Consider the following 15704-nt stretch of genomic DNA (forward strand, 5'->3'; position numbering starts at 1 on the left):
CGCCATCCCCGGGAGTCGCCACCGCCCGGACAATCGCGGCTTCCCGGATTCGGGGCCATGGCCGACACCGCCGCCTCTCGCCAAGTTTCCATACGCGCCACGGCCGACGGCCTCCGCGCCGCGGCCGCAATCCGCATCTCGACCCAATGCCCGATCACTGCCACGCCGGAGCGCCCACCATGCGCCGAACCGCACCGATCGCCGCGCTGCTTCTCCTGCCCGCCGCCCTGGACGCGCAGAGCCGTCGGCCCAACTTCGCGCAGCCGACCCTCCCGCCTCCGAGCATCGTCGAGTATCAGCCGCGCTCCACCCTCGTCGTCCGGGAGAACCCGGTGCCGCGGGCGAAGTACCCGGTGGTGGACCTGCACGGGCATCCCCCGTCACTCGCCGACCGTGCCACCATCGAGCGGGTGGTGGCGGCGATGGACGAGCTGAACCTCCAGGTCATCGTGCAGGCGCGCGGCAGCTCCGGCAGCCGCCTCACCCGTCAGATCGAGGCCGTGCGCGCCGCCGGGCACGCCGACCGCTTCGTGTTCTTCACCACGCTCGATCTGCGCAACGTGGGTCCCGGGTCGGGCGCCCGCATCGCGGCCCAACTGGAAGAGGACGTGCGCGCGGGCGCGGTGGGCATCGGCGAGATCGGCAAGCAGTTCGGGCTAACCACCCGCAAGGCCGACGGCACCCGCCTCCAGCTTGACGATCCCGAACTCGACATCGTCTGGGAGACCGCTGCCCGCCTCGGGATTCCGGTCTTCATCCACACCGCCGACCCCGCGGAGTTCTTCCAGCCCCTCGACTACGAGAACGAACGCTGGCTCGAGCTGGCCATCTTCCCCAACCGCCGCTTCTTCGACAGCGAGCGGTTCCCCTCCTTCGAGGAGCTGATGGCGGAGCGCGACCGGATGCTGGCGAAGCATCCCAATACGACCTGGGTGCTGGCGCACATGGGATGGCACACGCAGGATCTCGGCCGCCTGGGCGAGCTCTTCGACCGCTTCCCCAACGTCCACGGCGAGGTCGGCGCCGTGCTCTACGACCTGGGACGGCAGCCCCGCTTCGCGCGCGAGTTCTTCGTCCGGTACCAGGACCGCATCCTCTTCGGCAAGGATTCCTTCCAGCCTGACGAGTATCCCTACTACTGGCGCGTCTTCGAGACCGAGGACGAGTACTTCGACTACTACCGGAACTACCACGCCTTCTGGAAGCTCTACGGCATGGGCCTTCCGGACGAGGTGCTGCGCAAGGTGTACTACGCGAACGCGCTGCGGATCATCCCGAACATGCCCGAGGCAGGCTTCCCCCGGTAGGGAGTCAGTTACTCCGGAGGCATCACGTCGCTGGCCACGGGCTCAAGGCGCACCACCGCCGTGAGGTCCTCCTGGTGCTCAAGGGCGAGATAGATGAGCCCGTCGGGACCCTCACGCACATCGCGGATGCGCCCCAGTTCGCCCGGGAGCAGGATCTCGACGCCAAGCGCATCGGTTCCTTCGAGGATGACCCGGCCAAGCTGCTCGCCGACCATGCCGCCGACGAAGGCGCTGCCCTTCCACCAGGGGAACGCGTCCCCGCGGTAGATCATCATGCCGGAGATGCCGATGGATGGCGTCCACACGAAGCGCGGGGACTCCACACCCTCCCCGGAGGCGTCAAGCGTGTACGCCGTGCCGTCGTAGTTGATGCCGTGGGAGACCACGGGCCAGCCGTAGTCTCCGCCGCTCACGATCAGGTTGAGCTCGTCGCCGCCCCGGGGCCCGTGCTCGTTCGACCAGACGTTCCCGGTGCCCGGGTCCACCGCGAGGCCCTGCAGGTTGCGATGCCCGTAGCTCCAGATTTCGGGTAGCGCGTCGCCGTTCCCCACGAAGGGGTTGTCATCGGGCACGCGGCCATCGTCGTGCAGGCGCACGATGGTGCCCATGTGGTTGGTCACGTCCAGCGCCGGGTGTTCGGCCATCATGTCGGGCTCGAACATGCGGTCGCCCACCGTCAGGTACAGGTAGCCGTCCAGTCCGAAGGCCATCCGCCCGGAGAAGTGGTTGTTGTTGTCGTGCCAGGCGTTGGACTCGAAGATCTCCTCGACGTCGGTGACCCGGCCATCGTCCCAGCGCCCCCTGACCACCGTCGTGGTACCCTCCGACCCGTCCTCGTTGGGCTTGCCGTAGCTCAGGTAGAGCCACCGGTTCTCGGCGAAATCGGTGTGGGGCAGGATGTCCATGAAGCCACCCTGGCCCTCATCCCGGTAGACCTCCGGCCAACCCGCCACCGGCTCCGGCTGGAGCACGCCGTCGCGCACCACGCGCAGGCGACCCGGACGCTCCACGATGAGCATCTCGCCGCCGGGCAGCCACGCCATGGACCAGGGGTGGTCGAGGCCATCGGCGACGGTGACCACGCGGAAGTCGTGACGGGCGGAGGAGTGGACCCCGTCGGCGGCCGCGGCGGCGCCTGCGGCGTCCTGCGCTTCGCCGCCGCCCATGGCGCTCTCTCCGGAATCCTGTCCGCAAGCGACAACGCACACGGCGGCGGCCACCCCTGCGCTCAACAGCATTCGAGTCCGGATGGTTCGATGGTGCATGGCCTCTCCTCGGTCGATAGCCGTCCTCCTCTGGCCCGCCCGGACAGCGAATCCGGGCGCGCGCAAGGGCATTCAGTATAGACACTGCCCTCGGGCCAGGCACCGCTTGCCGCCTTTCCGAGCGGCGGTTCGCGCGGACCCCGGCGCTCCACGATCGTGACCAGCGGCTCACGGCGACCTGCCGAATCGTCCCCTCCCGCCATGGAGGCGCCCGGGTTCCAGCCCGATCTTTCGGGTCCATGGCGAGCCCGGCAGCACTCCCGGCGACACGGTTTCCGGTCCCGGACGGCGAGGAAGCGGACCGCATCGCCCTCGACGCCCTCAAGCGCCACTTCGGCTACCCGGGGTTCAGGCCCGGGCAGGACGTGCTGGTGCGCGCGGTGCTCCAGGGCCACGACGCCCTCGGCATCCTCCCGACCGGGGGAGGGAAGAGCGTGTGCTATCAGGTGCCCGCCGCCGTGCTCCCCCACGCTACCATCGTGGTCAGCCCCCTGGTCTCCCTCATGGCCGACCAGGCGATGCGCTGCCGCGAAGCCGACATCCCCGCCGCGTTTCTCAACTCCACTCTTTCCTCGCAGGAGCGCGACCAGGTGGAGGCGCAGCTCGTCGATGGCGCGTTACGCGTGGTATTCGTCGCCCCGGAACGCTTCGAGAGCCGTTCGTTCCGCACCATGCTGCCGCGCCTGAAGGTGAGCCTGCTCGCGGTCGACGAAGCCCACTGCATTTCCGAGTGGGGCCACGACTTCCGTCCCGCCTACCTGCGCCTCGACCGTTTGCGCGGGATGTTCGAGGCTCCAATGATCGCGCTCACCGCCACCGCCACCCCGCGCACCCGGCGGGAGATCGTGACCCGGTTGCGGCTCGCCGACCCGGTCACCGTGGTGGGAGGCTTCGACCGGCCCAACCTGGTGTGGGGGGTCGAGCGGGCCCGGTCGTGGAAGGAGAAACGGCAGAGGCTGAGGGTCCTGGTGCGCAACCGCCCCGGCGTCACGCTCATCTACGCGAGCAGCCGCAAGGGGGTCGAGCGCGTCCGCGACGACCTGGCCGCCCTCGGCCACACCACCGAAGCCTACCACGCCGGGCTGCCGGCGGCCGAGCGGGCCCGCGTGCAGGACGCCTTCATGGCCGGCGACGCCCCCCTGGTGGCCGCCACCAACGCCTTCGGCATGGGGGTCGACAAGAGCGACGTGCGCCTGGTCATCCACCACGAGCTCCCGCGCACCATGGAGGCGTACTACCAGGAAGCCGGCCGGGCCGGCCGCGACGGAGACACCGCGCACTGCCTGGCGCTCTGGTCCAGGGGCGACCGCGCGGGCCAGATGACCTTCATCGACCACAGCTACCCGCCCCCGCGCGCGGTGCGCCGCTTCTGGCGCGATCTCCGCCGCCGGGCCGCAGGGCAAACGCGGCTGAAGCTTCCGGTCGACGAGCTTCGCGCCCGCGGCGGCACCCCGCTGACCCCATCCAACGTGGGCGCCCTGGCCCGCGCGCTGGCCGCCTGCCGGGTGGTGAACCTGCGCGAGGATCCTCCCGAGCAGCCCGGCGACATCCTCCACGTCGACCTGCGCCCCCACGTCCGCCGACTCCCGCTGGGAAGGCTGCGCGAGCGGCGCAGCGCCGAGGTGGCCAAACTGGCCGCCGTGGAGCGCTATGCGCGGACGCGCGGTTGCCGCCGCGCCCGCATTCTCGGCTACTTCGGGGACGCCCTCGACAAGGCCAACTGCGGCACCTGCGACAACTGCCAGCGGCAGTGATGGCCGGCACACGCTCGCGGCATCGCCAAGGATCCGGTCCAAGGCTTGTAATACGACGGTAATACGAGGAGCGGTCGGGCCGATCCGTGGGACGATGGAGCCAACTCCGGTGGCGAACTCCGGCCGCCGTCTCGTACCTTGACGCGTCCGGGCCCACCGCCCGCGCCCCCGCACAGGCGTAAGGTGTGGTCACGCCCTCCGTCACCTCCTCCGCTACTGGGAGTCCCCATCGCATGAGCACCTCCCGGTCCCTCACCGCCGCCGCGATCCTCCTCGCGCACGGCTTCTTCATCGCCTGCGCCCCACCGGAGGAGCCGCCCCGCGCTCACTGGACCGACGTCACCGACAGCACCGAGGTCCGGCTCATCCGCGACTCGGAGTCGCTCTGCGAGGACTGCATCACGGTCCACCAGGTACTGATCGTCGGCGACACGATCGGCGAGGGCTATCTGCGCGAAGCGTTCCACATGGTGCGCGACAGCGCCGGCAACTACTGGTTCGGGCAATACGACGCGGTGAAGCTCTTCGACGCGGCCGGCACCTTCGTGGGCGAAGTCGGGCGCGCGGGCCAGGGGCCACTGGAGTGGAGCAACGCCCTGCCCGTCCACACGGACGCCAGTGGCCGCGTCCACATCTTCGATACCGGGGGCAACCTTCGCCACAGCGTGATCGGTCCGGATTTCAATCTTCTCGAGGAAAACAGATTCCCCGGCGGCAGGGACGTCCGTGCCCTCGACGATGGGGCGCGCTGGGTGGTCAACACATGGTATCCGGAAGGGGCAGCTCGTGGCGAGCCTCTTGTCATCCTGGACGGTGAGGAGATAGTACGGTCCCTTGGAGGGGTGAGCGATCTCGCGAATGATCGCAGTGCGTCGACCCAGCCCTGGAGGATCATCGCCACGGATTCCGCCGATCGAATCTTCTCGGCACCGTGGAGTCGCGGCTACGAAATCGAGGTTTGGAGCGAGGCTGGCCGGCGAATCACGGGCTTCCTAGATCCCGAGTTCAACGACCCACCATTCGATTCGGATGCTCCGCAGTCCGCGGACAATCCTCCCTCAAGCACGTTGCGAGCCCTTCGTCTCCACTCCGATGACCGGCTGTGGGTCCTGAGCTGGAAGCTCCGGGACGACTGGCTCGACATGATGGAAGAACGCCGCGGCCCGGACGGGCGACTCACCCTCGAAATGAAACCGGGCCTCGCTACCATGGATCGGTTCGACGGTCAGATCGCCGTCATCGACCTGACCACGGCTACGGTCATCGCCCGCACCAGAATGGAGGGAGTGATCGTCGTCGACTTCCTGGGCGACAACGCTCTTTGGGCGGGGGAGTATGCGGGCGCCGGTCACCTCCGCGTCGGCATCTGGGAAATCGGCTTCAGCCCCTGAGCGGGGCGCCCGTGCCGCAGTCACCCGGCCCACGCCACGTCCTCCCTCTCCGCATCCACTACCGAGGATTCCCACCGCATGAGCACTTCCCGGTCCCTCGCCGCCATTGCGATCCTCCTGGCCGCCGGCATCGTCGGCTGCGCCCCACCCAACGAGGCGCCCCGCGCGCACTGGACCGAGGTCACGGACAGCACCGAAGTCCGGCTCATCCGCGAGGCTGAATCCCTCTGCGACGACTGCATCACGCTCGAACGCATGCTGGTCATGGGAGACACGATCGGCGAGGGATACTTGCGGGGTGCCTTCCATCTCGTGCGAGACAGCGCCGGCAACTACTGGTTCGGTCAGTACGAAGCGGTGAAGGTCTTCGATGCGGCCGGCAACTTCGTGGGTGAAGTCGGACGAGCCGGGGAGGGTCCGCTCGAGTGGGAAAACGCAATGCCGGTGCACACGGACCGCGAGGGTCGCATACACATCTTCGACAGCGGGAACTATCGCCACAGCGTCGTAGGCCCGGACTTCACCCTGATCGAAGACCATTCGCTTCCTGACCATGTAGCGGACGTTGGTCCATTGGGAGACGGGGGGCGGTGGGTGGTCAACATGTGGCATCCGACCCCCGACGCCATCGGTTCGCCGCTCCACATTGTCGAGGACGGGGAGATCAAACGGTCGTTTGGCGGGTTTGTCGATCCCGAGAATCCGAGGGCGCAAACCGCCTCCTGGAGAGCCTTCACCACCGATTCCGCTCATCGAATCTTCTCCGCGCCGCTGAACGGCGCCTACAGCATAGAGGTCTGGGATGAGGACGGCCGCCGGGTCACGGGCTTCCTGGTTCCCGGGTTCAACGATCCGCCCTGGGATCCGGATGCTCCTGAATCTGCGGATAATCCTCCCGCCAGCACGATACGGGCGCTGCGAGTCGATTCCGAAGACCGCTTGTGGGTCCTGACCTGGCGGCGACGGGATGACTGGCTGGACATGATGGAGGAACGCCCGGGACCGGGTGGACGCGTCCGACTCGAGATGAAGCCCGAATACGAGGCGATCGACAGACACTACGGTCAGATCGACGTCATCGACCTGGCCACGGCGACGGTGATCGCCCGCACCAGGATGGAGGGAGTTGTCCTGGTCGACTTCCTCGGAGAAGATGAACTATGGTCGGGAGAGTTCTTCGGGCCGGGCCATCTGCGTGCCGGCATCTGGGAGATCGGCTTCAACCCCTGAGCAGGCCGCCCTTTGCCCGCACCCTATCGACGCCCGCGGTGTACCATTCCGCATGCCCATGCGGCCTCCTCCACCCGGAGGGAGGCCTTCATTGCGCTTTTGGCAAACATCCAATAACATAAAGATATAAAATGACTTATCATGTTGTACATGATGTAACACATGATATAGGATCGAAGTGATGGAACCCTACCTCGGTCCTGATCACGCCCGTCTGCGCAAAGGGGTTCGAGCCTTCGCGCTGGAACACATCGCGCCCGTCGCGGCCGAGATCGACCGCACCCAGACCTTCCCCTGGGAGAACGTGCGCGCGATGGGCGAGATGGGGCTCCTGGGCGTGCCCATTCCCGAAGAATACGGGGGGATGGGACGCGACTACCTGAGCTACATCCTCGTCGTCGAGGAGTTGGCGCGGCATGACGCCAGCCACGCCATCACGGTGTCGGCGCACACGACGCTGGGCGCGAGCCCGATCCTGACGTTCGGGACCGAGGCGCAGAAGCGGAGATACCTGCCCCTGCTCGCCAGCGGCCGCGTGCTGGGAGGCTTCGGGCTCACCGAGCCGGCGGCGGGATCGGACTCGGCGGGCACACGCACGCGCGCGGTCCGCGAGGGAGACGGCTACCGCATCAACGGCTCCAAGATCTTCATCACGCACGCCGGCGTCGGGGAGATCTTCACCATCACCGCGCTTACCAATCCGGCGCGGGGCACCCGCGGCATCACCAGCTTCATCGTCACCAAGCCGACGTGCGACCTGGAGACGGCGCGCCGCCTGGGGGTGGGGCATTCGGCGGAACTCGATTTCACCCGGGGCGTACGGGCCGGCGGCAAGGAAGACAAGATGGGGTGGCGGGCTTCGGATACCCGCGAGCTGGTGCTGGACAACGTCTTCGTACCGGCCGGGAACCGGCTCGGGGCCGAAGGCGAGGGCTTCGTCAACTTCATGCGCACCCTCGATGCGGGGCGCATTGGAATCGCCGCCCTGGCTCTCGGCATCGCCGAGGGAGCTTTTGACGCCGCGCTGGAGTATACGTTGCAACGGAAACGTTACGGGCACAGGATTTACGACTATCAGGCGGTCCAATTCCGCTTGTCCGACATGGCCACGGGGATCCAGGCCGCCAGGCATCTGACGTATCACGCGGCCTGGCTCAAGGATCAGGGACGCCCCTTCTCCAAGGAAGCCTCCATGGCGAAGCTGTTCGCCTCGGAGCTGTCGATGCGCGCCACCACGGAGGCGGTCGAGCTTCTGGGAGGTGCCGGGTACACGAACGACTACCCGGTGGAACGGATGTTTCGCGACGCGAAAGTGTGCGAGATCGGAGAGGGCACGAGCGAGATTCAGCGCTTGCTGATCGCTCGCCACCTGGTGCGCGAGGTCGGCGGAGGCGGAATGGCTGCAGAGCTGAAGGCGGGGTAGGGAGGCCCTCGGGCGGTCCCGGGCCCCGCGACTCGCGGAGAAACCAGGGATTTGAGGAGACAGATCATCATCAGCGCGTCCTCGCGCGAGACGCGGGTGGCGCTACTGGAAGACAAGAGACTCGTAGAATTGATGCTGGACCGCCCGGACCAGGGACGGTTGGTGGGTGACGTGTTTCTGGGACGGGTAGAGGCGGTGCTTCCCGGCATTCAGGCGGCCTTCGTCGACATCGGCGTCGAGAAGGCGGGCTTTCTGCACGTCTCGGATGTGGTTCACCAGGACGGTGAACCGTCGGAGAACGGCCGCGACGGCCAGAACACGCCGATCCAGAAACTGCTCAACAAGGGCGACCGGGTCACCGTGCAGGTCACCAAGGAGCCAATCGGCACCAAGGGGCCGCGCCTGACCGCCCAGGTCTCGCTGGCCGGCCGCTTCCTCGTCTACATGCCGTTCTCGTCGCGCGTCGGCGTGAGCCGCAAGATCGAGGACCGCAAGCAGCGGTCGCGGCTGCGTGCCCTTGCCCGCAGGGTGGTGCCGGCCGATTCCGGCGGGGTGATCGTGCGCACGGTGGGGGAGGAGGCGACCGAGAAGCGGTTCGCGCGCGAGTTTGAGACCCTCCGGGGGAGCTGGCTGGAGATCCAGCGGACGGCGAAGGCCGCTGCCGAGCCTGGGGTCGTGCGCCGCGAAGCGCGTCTGATCAGCGGCGTCATCCGGGATCTGTTCAGCGACAAGTTCGACTCGCTGACGGTGGATTCGCCCGTCATCTTTCGCGAGATCGAGGGTTACGTGCAGGGCGTGGCTCCCGATTTGCTGGACCGGCTGAAGCTGTACCGGGGAGAGGAGCCGCTCTTCGACGTTCACGGCATCGAGGAGGAGATCCACCGCTCGTTCCGGCGCAAGGTGGGGCTCAAATCCGGCGGCCATCTGGTGATCGAGCCGACCGAGGCGCTGGTATCGATCGATGTGAACACCGGGCGCTTCGCCGGCAGGAAGAAGAACGATCCCGCCTCGCTCATCCTGAAGACCAACCTGGAGGCGGCGCGCGAGATCGCCCGCCAGCTCCGGCTGCGCGACGTCGGTGGAATCGTGGTCGTGGACTTCATCGACATGGACACGCAGAAGGACCGCGACAAGGTGTTGCACGAACTCCGCACCCACCTGGGGCGCGACCGTGCCCGCACCCGCGCGTTCGCCGTCTCCGAGCTCGGGCTGATCGAGATGACCCGCCAGCGCGTGCGGCCGTCGATCTTCACCTCGATCACGGACCCGTGCACCCATTGCGGAGGGCTGGGCCGCGTCTTCGCGCCCGACACCGTGATGCGCCGGGTGGAGCGCAGCCTCAAGCGCGCTGCCGCGGCGAAGAGCGAGCGCAGTCTCACGGTGCGCATCCACCCCGAGGTGGCGCTGCACGTGCTCGACTCGGAGCCGGACTTTCGCAACCGGGTGTCGAGCGCCACCGGCCTGGAGATCAGCCTGCGCGACGATCCTCTGCTGGGCGAAGACGAGTTCCGCCTGCTCTCGGGCCGGGCCCAGGTGGATGTGACCGGGAAGTACGCGACGGTCTAGGTGCGTGCCGGGTGCCCTTGACCTGACCGGGCGACTCTGTAGCTTTTTCGGGCTGCGGAGCCTTGTGCCGCAGTCCCCGTGTCCGGGATCTCCATCTACGTGAAGAGGCAGGCATGTACGCGGTGTTCGAGAGCGGCGGAAAGCAGTTCAGGGCCGAGCCGGGTCTCCGGCTGCGGGTCCCGGCGCTTGCTGCCGAGGAGGGCTCGACGGTCACCTTCGATCGCGTGCTGATGACGGGTGGAGGGGATGGCGAACCGGAGGTCGGTACGCCCACGGTCGAAGGCGCTGCGGTGCGGGCCGAGGTGCTGGCGCACGGCAAGGACCGGAAGCTCATCATCTTCAAGCGCAAGCGCCGGAAGGGATACCGCAAGAAGCAGGGTCATCGCCAGAAGTTCACCGAAGTGCGCATCGACGAGATCGTCACGTAGCAGTCCGAGCCGGGAAGGAACCCGAGATGGCACACAAGAAAGGCGTCGGCTCAAGCCGAAACGGACGCGACTCGAAGCCGAAGTTCCTGGGCGTCAAGCGCTACGGCGGACAGCCCGTAACCGCGGGCAGCATCCTCGTGCGCCAGCGCGGCACCCGCTTCCATCCCGGCACCAACGTCGGCAGGGGGGGCGACGACACCCTGTTCGCCCTGGTCGACGGCGTGGTGAAGTTCGAGCGGCGCCGGAACCGCCAGTTCGTTTCGGTAAGCCCGAACTAGCGCGCCCGATTGGAGGGTGGGTCCGGCCATCCGGGTCGGCGTCCTCCCTGAGCCTCGCGCGCCGACGCGATGATGCGCCAGATGATGTCGCGCGCCATCTCCGGGTCCACGCCCAGTTCGCGCGCCCGCACGGCGGCCTGACGCACCATCCGCGCTTCGCGCGCCGGGTCGAGGACCGGAAGGCCCAGTTCCTTCTTCACCCGCCCGATCTCGATGGCGAGTTTGCGGCGTTCCCCCATCAGCTCGATGAGCCGGTCGGTCACCTCGCTCATCACTTCCCGCATGCGAGCCAGCCGCTCCTGAGGCGCGCCCGCCGCTCCCTTGGGGTCAGTCATGGGTTCCCGATGAGCCTCGCGGGTTGAGGAAGGCCTCGGTGTGATCCCGGTCCTGCGGCCGGGTGGCGAGGCTCACCCCCACCAGCACCGGGATGTGGACCATGAGCCCCAGTATTCCCTCGTGCAGGTCCAGGGGACGCAGTTCCATCCCCAGATACCCCGTGGTGAAGAAGAAGACCGCGGTCGCCGAGCCCGCGACCAGACCGGCCACGATGCCCGGGGTGGTGGCGCGTCGCCAGAAGAGCGCCGCGCAAATGGGAGGCGCGAACTGGCATATGATGCCGTAGGCGGTCAGCAGCAGCACGACCAGCGAGGAATCTTCGTCCAGCGCGAACCAGTACGCGACCACCCCCACCACCAGGACCAGCACCTGCATCAGACGGCGCTGGCCGGCATCGCTTAGCCGGCGGAAGGGGCCGATGCCGTCCTCCACCGTCACGGATGCCGCGGCGTGCAGGAGCGCGTCCCCGGTCGACATGGACGCCGAGAGGGCGCCCGCGCAGAAGAGGCCCACGACCAGCACCGGCAGCTCGGAGCGCAGGATGAGGAAGGGGAGGATGAAGTCGGCGTTGGGGGGGGACTCCGGCAGCAGCACGCCGGCGAAGCCGATCAGGAAGACCGGGATCAGGAAGAGCTGGAAGGTGGGGAAGAGGACCACTGTGCGGCGGAGCGTGCGGTCGTCGCGCGCGGTGAAGGCCTTCATGAAGAGGTGGGGCCACATCATGAGCCCGATCGCGCTCACGAGGATGGCGCTCGAGTAGCCGCCCCAGCTCCAGGGATCGCCCGCGGCGGTCAAGCCCGGAACGGAGAGCATCTCCGGACGCTCGGCCAGGATGCGTTCGAACATCTCTCCCACCCCCCCGTACAGCCGGAAGGGCAGGTAGATGCCGAGCGACCAGGCGATCGCGACCATGAAGATGCCCTGGAAGGTGTTGGTCCATCCCACCGCGGCCACCCCGCTGGTCAGGACGTAGAGGGCCACGATGCCGTAGGCGATCGCCGCGCCCACGGCCAGCGGCACATGGCCGTCGGTGACCGCCTCGATGACGATCCCCGCCCCCTGCATCTGCAGGGTGACGTAGGGTACGAAGGCCGCCACCGAAAGCGCCGCCATTAGCGCGGACAGGAAGCGCGAAGGGAAGCGTCCGACCAGCAACTGCGCCTGGGTGACGTAGCCGAAGCGCCGCCCGAGTGCGGCCGCGTGCGGCCCTATGAAGTACCAGGGCGCGATTCCGAGGGCGCCGTAGGAGAGGATGTAGAAGGCCGCGGCGCCGCGGGAGTAGGCCCAGCCCGGCCCGCCCAGGAATGCGAAGGCGGAGAACACGGTCGCCCCGGTGACGAAGTACATGACGAGCAGGCCGAAGCGGCGGTCTCCGGCCACATAGCCGGTCACGCTCCGGGAGGCGCGCCGGCCCGCCATCAGCCCGATGCCGAGCGTCACCGCCAGGTAGACCAGGATCAGGCCCGCGATCAGCTGCCAGCGCTCCATCTACCCGGCACCTCCGGCCCGCGAGTCCTGTCCCGGCCGGCCTCGGGCGTCTCCCGCCGGCCCGCCAGCGCGGTTCCGTTCCTCCGAGCGGTCCAGCACGAAGAGCACCACCGCCCCGAACCCCACCCAGAGCCCGATCGCGGCCATGTTGAATGGGAGGCCCAGCAGCAGCGGCAGAGGACGGTTGAAGGGGACGAAGCCCGGCCATGTGACGAAGACCAGGAAGAGCACGAAGTAGATCGTGGTCGCGGCGCGCACCAGCTTCACCCGGTTCATCGTCCGCGGAACTCCGGGCGGCGCTTCTCGACGAAGGCACGCACGCCCTCGCGGCCGTCGTGGCTCGCGAAGGCGGCGAGGAAGAGCTCCTTTTCCAGCGCCAGTCCCTCGGCCAGCGGGGTCTCGGCGGCGGCCCGGAGCGACTCCTTGACCAGCCCGAGCGCGAACGGGCTCCAGCGCGCCATGCGTCCCGCCAGCTCCCGGGCCCGCTCGAGGTGCTCGCCCTCGTCGGCGAGGATCTCCACCAGGCCGATGCGGTGGGCCTCGGCGGCGTCGACCACGTCGCCGCTCAGGGCGATGCGGGCCGCTTGTCCCGGCCCCACCAGCCGCGCCAGTCGCTGGGTGCCGCCGGCCCCCGGAATCAGCCCCAGCCGGATCTCGAACTGGCCGAAGCGGGCGCTCGGGTCGGCCACGCGCACGTCGCAGGCGAGCGCCAACTCGACCCCGCCCCCCAGGCAGAAGCCGTGGATGGCGGCGATGAGGGGCTTCGGGAAGGCGGCAACGGCGTCGTACACGCGCCGGCGCCGGTAGACCTCCCGCTGCTCGCCGGCGGTGCGCCCCGCGAACTCGGAGACGTCGGCGCCCGCCGCGAAGGCTTTCTCGCCGGTCCCGCACAGGATGGCGACCCGCACCGCGTCGTCATCGGCGAGCCGGTCCATCGCCTGCGCGATCTCGCGCCGCACCACCGCGTTGAGGGCGTTCAGCTTGTCGGGCCGGTTGATGCGCACGGTCCCGACGGAGCCCTCGCGCTCGACCACGATGGTCTCGTAGCTCGGTCCGCCCGCCGAGGCCGTCAGCGTCCCGCGTTTGCCGTCAGCGTCCGTCCGGCTGTTGCCGGTCCCCCTGGCCGTCACCGTTTCTCCTTGTCCCAGCGGTAGAAGCCTTCTCCCGACTTCCTCCCGAGCTTCCCCTCTTCCACCATGCGTCGCAAGATGGCGGGAGGTCGGTAGCGCTCGCCGCCCAGCTTCTCGTGCAGATACTCGGCGATCGCCAGCCGAACGTCGAGCCCCACCAGGTCGGTGAGCCGGAGCGGGCCCATGGGGTGGCGGTAACCCAGTTCCATGGCCTTGTCGATGGCGGCGGGATCGGCCACGCCCTCCTCAACCATGCGCATGGCTTCCAGCCCCAGGGCCACCCCGAGCCGGGAGGAGGCGAAGCCGGGGGCGTCGCGGACGACGATGGGCTCCTTGCCCAGCCCGCGCGCGAATGCCACGCCGGCGTCCAGGGCGGCCTCGTCGGTGCGGCTGCCGCGCACGACCTCCACCAGCGCCATCAGGTGCACCGGGTTGAAGAAGTGCAGCCCCAGGAAGTGGCCCGGCTCGGCCAGCACCTCGGCGATCGCGTCGATGCTGAGGGAAGAGGTGTTGGTCGCGAGCAGCGCCGATGGGCGAGCGGCGGCTTCCACATCGCGGAAGAGGCTCCGTTTCAGCTCCATGCGCTCGGGCGCGGCCTCCACCACCAGGTCGGCCTCCGCGCAGGCGGTCGCCAACGAGGGCGCGAGCGCGATTCGGTCGAGGGCGGCTGTTCGGCCTTCTTCGCTCACCTTTCCGAGGGACACGCCCTTGTCCAGATTCGCGCGCATCCGCGCGAGGCCGCGGTCGGCCGCCCCCGCGTCGGGGTCGTGAAAGGTGACCCGGTGCCCGGCCATGGCCGCCACCTGGGCGATGCCGTGGCCCATGACCCCGGCGCCCAGGACGGTGACGCGCTCGATCCGGTTGGCCGTGGCGTGCCGGCTGTCCACGGGCCGGCTAGTCCGCGCTGACCACGGTGGCGATCCCCTGGCCGACCCCGATGCACATCGTGGCGAGCCCGACCCCGCTCCCGCGCTTCACCATCTCGTGCGCCAGCGTGCACAGGATGCGCGCCCCCGAGCAGCCCACCGGGTGCCCGAGCGCGATCGCGCCCCCGTTCACGTTGACCCGCTCCGGGTCGAGACCCAGCAGGCTCAGGCAGGGGATGGCTTGCGCGGCAAAGGCCTCGTTGACTTCGGCCAGCTCGACGTCCCCGGGACCGATGCCGGCGCGCCGGAACGCCCGTTGGGTGGCGGGCACGGGCCCGATCCCCATGCGCTGGGGCTCCACTCCGGCCACCGCGCTCGCGCGGATGCGGACCATCGGGGCGAGTCCCAGGCTGCGTGCCCGCTCCTCCTCCATCACCAGAAGCGCGGCGGCGCCGTCGTTGATGCCCGACGAGTTGCCCGCGGTGACGGTCCCGTCCTTCGCGAAGACGGGCCCGAGCCGGGCCAGCGACTCGGGGGTCACGCCGGCGCGCGGATGTTCGTCGGTGTCGACCACAACGGGCCCGCCTTTCCGCCTCGGCACCTCCACCGGGACCAGCTCGTCCCGGAAGCGGCCGCCGGCGATGGCACGCTGGGCGTGCGCCTGGCTCTCGGCCGCGAAGGCGTCCTGCTCCTCTCGCGTTACCCCGAATTCCGTCGCCACCACCTCGGCGGTCTGCCCGAGCCCGATGGTCCATTCGGAGGTGAAGGCGGGGTTCGGAAAGCGCCACCCCAGCACGGTATCGGCGACGGTTGGCGTTCCGCGCGCGTACCCGGCGGTCGGCTTCAGCATGACCCAGGGGGCCCGGCTCATGCTCTCCACGCCGCCGGCGATGAACACGTCGCCCTCGCCGGCCGCGACGGCATGGAAGGCGCTGTCGACCGCTTGCAGCCCCGAGCCGCACAGCCGGTTGACCGTCTGGCCGGGCACCGTGACCGGCAGCCCCGCGCGCAGCAGCCCCATGCGGGCGACGTTGCGGTTGTCCTCGCCGGCCTGGTTGGTGCACCCGAAGATCACGTCGTCGATGCCGGCCGGGTCAAGGCCGTTTCGGTCGACGAGGGCGCGGATCACCCCGGCCGCCAGGTCGTCCGGGCGCACCGCGGCGAGCGCGCCGCCGTGTCGGCCGATGGGGGTGCGCACGGCGTCGACGATGACCGCCCGCCTCATTGGTCCAGCACCCTCAT

The 15704-nt window shown here is 68.9% G+C and carries 15 protein-coding genes; 8 read left to right on the forward strand and 7 right to left on the reverse strand.

Features of this window, described 5'->3' with window-relative positions; all coding sequences use genetic code 11:
• Positions 1 to 179: 179 nt before the first annotated feature.
• The gene (locus tag OXU32_07565) at positions 180 to 1307 is read left to right on the forward strand and encodes an amidohydrolase family protein (protein ID MDE0073824.1); all 1128 of its coding nucleotides are present in this window, start codon (positions 180 to 182) and stop codon (positions 1305 to 1307) included.
• A gap of 8 nt (positions 1308 to 1315) precedes the next feature.
• Here OXU32_07565 and OXU32_07570 read toward each other — a convergent pair whose 3' ends face one another.
• Entirely contained in the window at positions 1316 to 2572 is a 1257-nt protein-coding gene (locus OXU32_07570; protein MDE0073825.1) for a PQQ-dependent sugar dehydrogenase, read from the reverse strand.
• 239 nt (positions 2573 to 2811) lie between these two features.
• On the opposite strand from OXU32_07570, the gene OXU32_07575 reads away from it, so the two are divergent.
• The 7 genes from OXU32_07575 to rpmA all read left to right on the forward strand — a co-directional run bounded on the left by OXU32_07575 (position 2812) and on the right by rpmA (position 10642).
• Entirely contained in the window at positions 2812 to 4326 is a 1515-nt protein-coding gene (locus tag OXU32_07575; GenBank protein ID MDE0073826.1) for an ATP-dependent DNA helicase, read from the forward strand.
• Positions 4327 to 4559: 233 nt separating this feature from the next.
• The gene (locus OXU32_07580; GenBank protein MDE0073827.1) at positions 4560 to 5717 is read left to right on the forward strand and encodes a hypothetical protein; all 1158 of its coding nucleotides are present in this window, start codon (positions 4560 to 4562) and stop codon (positions 5715 to 5717) included.
• Between the two features lie 78 nt (positions 5718 to 5795).
• Positions 5796 to 6947 (forward strand): hypothetical protein, encoded by a 1152-nt coding sequence (locus tag OXU32_07585; GenBank protein ID MDE0073828.1) that lies wholly within the window; start codon positions 5796 to 5798, stop codon positions 6945 to 6947.
• A gap of 181 nt (positions 6948 to 7128) precedes the next feature.
• On the forward strand, positions 7129 to 8370 hold the full coding sequence (locus OXU32_07590; protein ID MDE0073829.1) for an acyl-CoA dehydrogenase family protein: 1242 nt from the start codon (positions 7129 to 7131) through the stop codon (positions 8368 to 8370).
• Positions 8371 to 8421: 51 nt separating this feature from the next.
• On the forward strand, positions 8422 to 9936 hold the full coding sequence (locus OXU32_07595) for an Rne/Rng family ribonuclease (GenBank protein MDE0073830.1): 1515 nt from the start codon (positions 8422 to 8424) through the stop codon (positions 9934 to 9936).
• A gap of 113 nt (positions 9937 to 10049) precedes the next feature.
• A complete protein-coding gene (gene rplU / locus OXU32_07600) occupies positions 10050 to 10364 on the forward strand; it encodes a 50S ribosomal protein L21 (protein MDE0073831.1) in 315 nt (104 codons plus the stop codon).
• Positions 10365 to 10390: 26 nt separating this feature from the next.
• On the forward strand, positions 10391 to 10642 hold the full coding sequence (gene rpmA, locus OXU32_07605) for a 50S ribosomal protein L27 (GenBank protein MDE0073832.1): 252 nt from the start codon (positions 10391 to 10393) through the stop codon (positions 10640 to 10642).
• On the opposite strand, the gene OXU32_07610 is transcribed toward rpmA, so the two are convergent.
• The 6 genes from OXU32_07610 to OXU32_07635 all read right to left on the reverse strand — a co-directional run bounded on the left by OXU32_07610 (position 10639) and on the right by OXU32_07635 (position 15687).
• Positions 10639 to 10977 carry a chorismate mutase gene (locus tag OXU32_07610; GenBank protein MDE0073833.1) on the reverse strand — a complete coding sequence of 113 codons (339 nt, stop codon included), beginning with the start codon at positions 10975 to 10977 and terminating at the stop codon, positions 10639 to 10641. The genes rpmA and OXU32_07610 overlap by 4 nt on opposite strands.
• Positions 10970 to 12466 (reverse strand): sodium:solute symporter family protein, encoded by a 1497-nt coding sequence (locus OXU32_07615; GenBank protein MDE0073834.1) that lies wholly within the window; start codon positions 12464 to 12466, stop codon positions 10970 to 10972. The genes OXU32_07610 and OXU32_07615 overlap by 8 nt, the downstream gene beginning before the upstream one ends.
• Entirely contained in the window at positions 12467 to 12742 is a 276-nt protein-coding gene (locus OXU32_07620; protein MDE0073835.1) for a hypothetical protein, read from the reverse strand.
• Positions 12739 to 13596 carry an enoyl-CoA hydratase-related protein gene (locus tag OXU32_07625; GenBank protein ID MDE0073836.1) on the reverse strand — a complete coding sequence of 286 codons (858 nt, stop codon included), beginning with the start codon at positions 13594 to 13596 and terminating at the stop codon, positions 12739 to 12741. The genes OXU32_07620 and OXU32_07625 overlap by 4 nt, the downstream gene beginning before the upstream one ends.
• On the reverse strand, positions 13593 to 14420 hold the full coding sequence (locus tag OXU32_07630; GenBank protein ID MDE0073837.1) for a 3-hydroxyacyl-CoA dehydrogenase family protein: 828 nt from the start codon (positions 14418 to 14420) through the stop codon (positions 13593 to 13595). Before OXU32_07630 ends, OXU32_07625 begins: the two co-directional genes overlap by 4 nt.
• A gap of 70 nt (positions 14421 to 14490) precedes the next feature.
• Positions 14491 to 15687: a thiolase family protein gene (locus OXU32_07635; protein ID MDE0073838.1), complete on the reverse strand. Its 1197-nt coding sequence runs from the start codon at positions 15685 to 15687 to the stop codon at positions 14491 to 14493.
• Positions 15688 to 15704 lie beyond the last annotated feature (17 nt).

Source organism: Gammaproteobacteria bacterium (assembly GCA_028819075.1).
Classification (GTDB): Bacteria; Gemmatimonadota; Gemmatimonadetes; order Longimicrobiales; family Gaopeijiaceae; genus BD2-11.

What these genes read in the sequence shown, in the direction of transcription:
- OXU32_07565 (MDE0073824.1), top strand. Translation starts at nt 180, where the DNA reads ATGCGCCGAACCGCACCGATCGCCGCGCTGCTTCTCCTGCCCGCCGCC.
- OXU32_07570 (MDE0073825.1), bottom strand. Translation starts at nt 2,572, where the DNA reads ATGCACCATCGAACCATCCGGACTCGAATGCTGTTGAGCGCAGGGGTG.
- OXU32_07575 (MDE0073826.1), top strand. Translation starts at nt 2,812, where the DNA reads ATGGCGAGCCCGGCAGCACTCCCGGCGACACGGTTTCCGGTCCCGGAC.
- OXU32_07580 (MDE0073827.1), top strand. Translation starts at nt 4,560, where the DNA reads ATGAGCACCTCCCGGTCCCTCACCGCCGCCGCGATCCTCCTCGCGCAC.
- OXU32_07585 (MDE0073828.1), top strand. Translation starts at nt 5,796, where the DNA reads ATGAGCACTTCCCGGTCCCTCGCCGCCATTGCGATCCTCCTGGCCGCC.
- OXU32_07590 (MDE0073829.1), top strand. Translation starts at nt 7,129, where the DNA reads ATGGAACCCTACCTCGGTCCTGATCACGCCCGTCTGCGCAAAGGGGTT.
- rplU (MDE0073831.1), top strand. Translation starts at nt 10,050, where the DNA reads ATGTACGCGGTGTTCGAGAGCGGCGGAAAGCAGTTCAGGGCCGAGCCG.
- rpmA (MDE0073832.1), top strand. Translation starts at nt 10,391, where the DNA reads ATGGCACACAAGAAAGGCGTCGGCTCAAGCCGAAACGGACGCGACTCG.
- OXU32_07610 (MDE0073833.1), bottom strand. Translation starts at nt 10,977, where the DNA reads ATGACTGACCCCAAGGGAGCGGCGGGCGCGCCTCAGGAGCGGCTGGCT.
- OXU32_07615 (MDE0073834.1), bottom strand. Translation starts at nt 12,466, where the DNA reads ATGGAGCGCTGGCAGCTGATCGCGGGCCTGATCCTGGTCTACCTGGCG.
- OXU32_07620 (MDE0073835.1), bottom strand. Translation starts at nt 12,742, where the DNA reads ATGAACCGGGTGAAGCTGGTGCGCGCCGCGACCACGATCTACTTCGTG.
- OXU32_07630 (MDE0073837.1), bottom strand. Translation starts at nt 14,420, where the DNA reads ATGGGCCACGGCATCGCCCAGGTGGCGGCCATGGCCGGGCACCGGGTC.
- OXU32_07635 (MDE0073838.1), bottom strand. Translation starts at nt 15,687, where the DNA reads ATGAGGCGGGCGGTCATCGTCGACGCCGTGCGCACCCCCATCGGCCGA.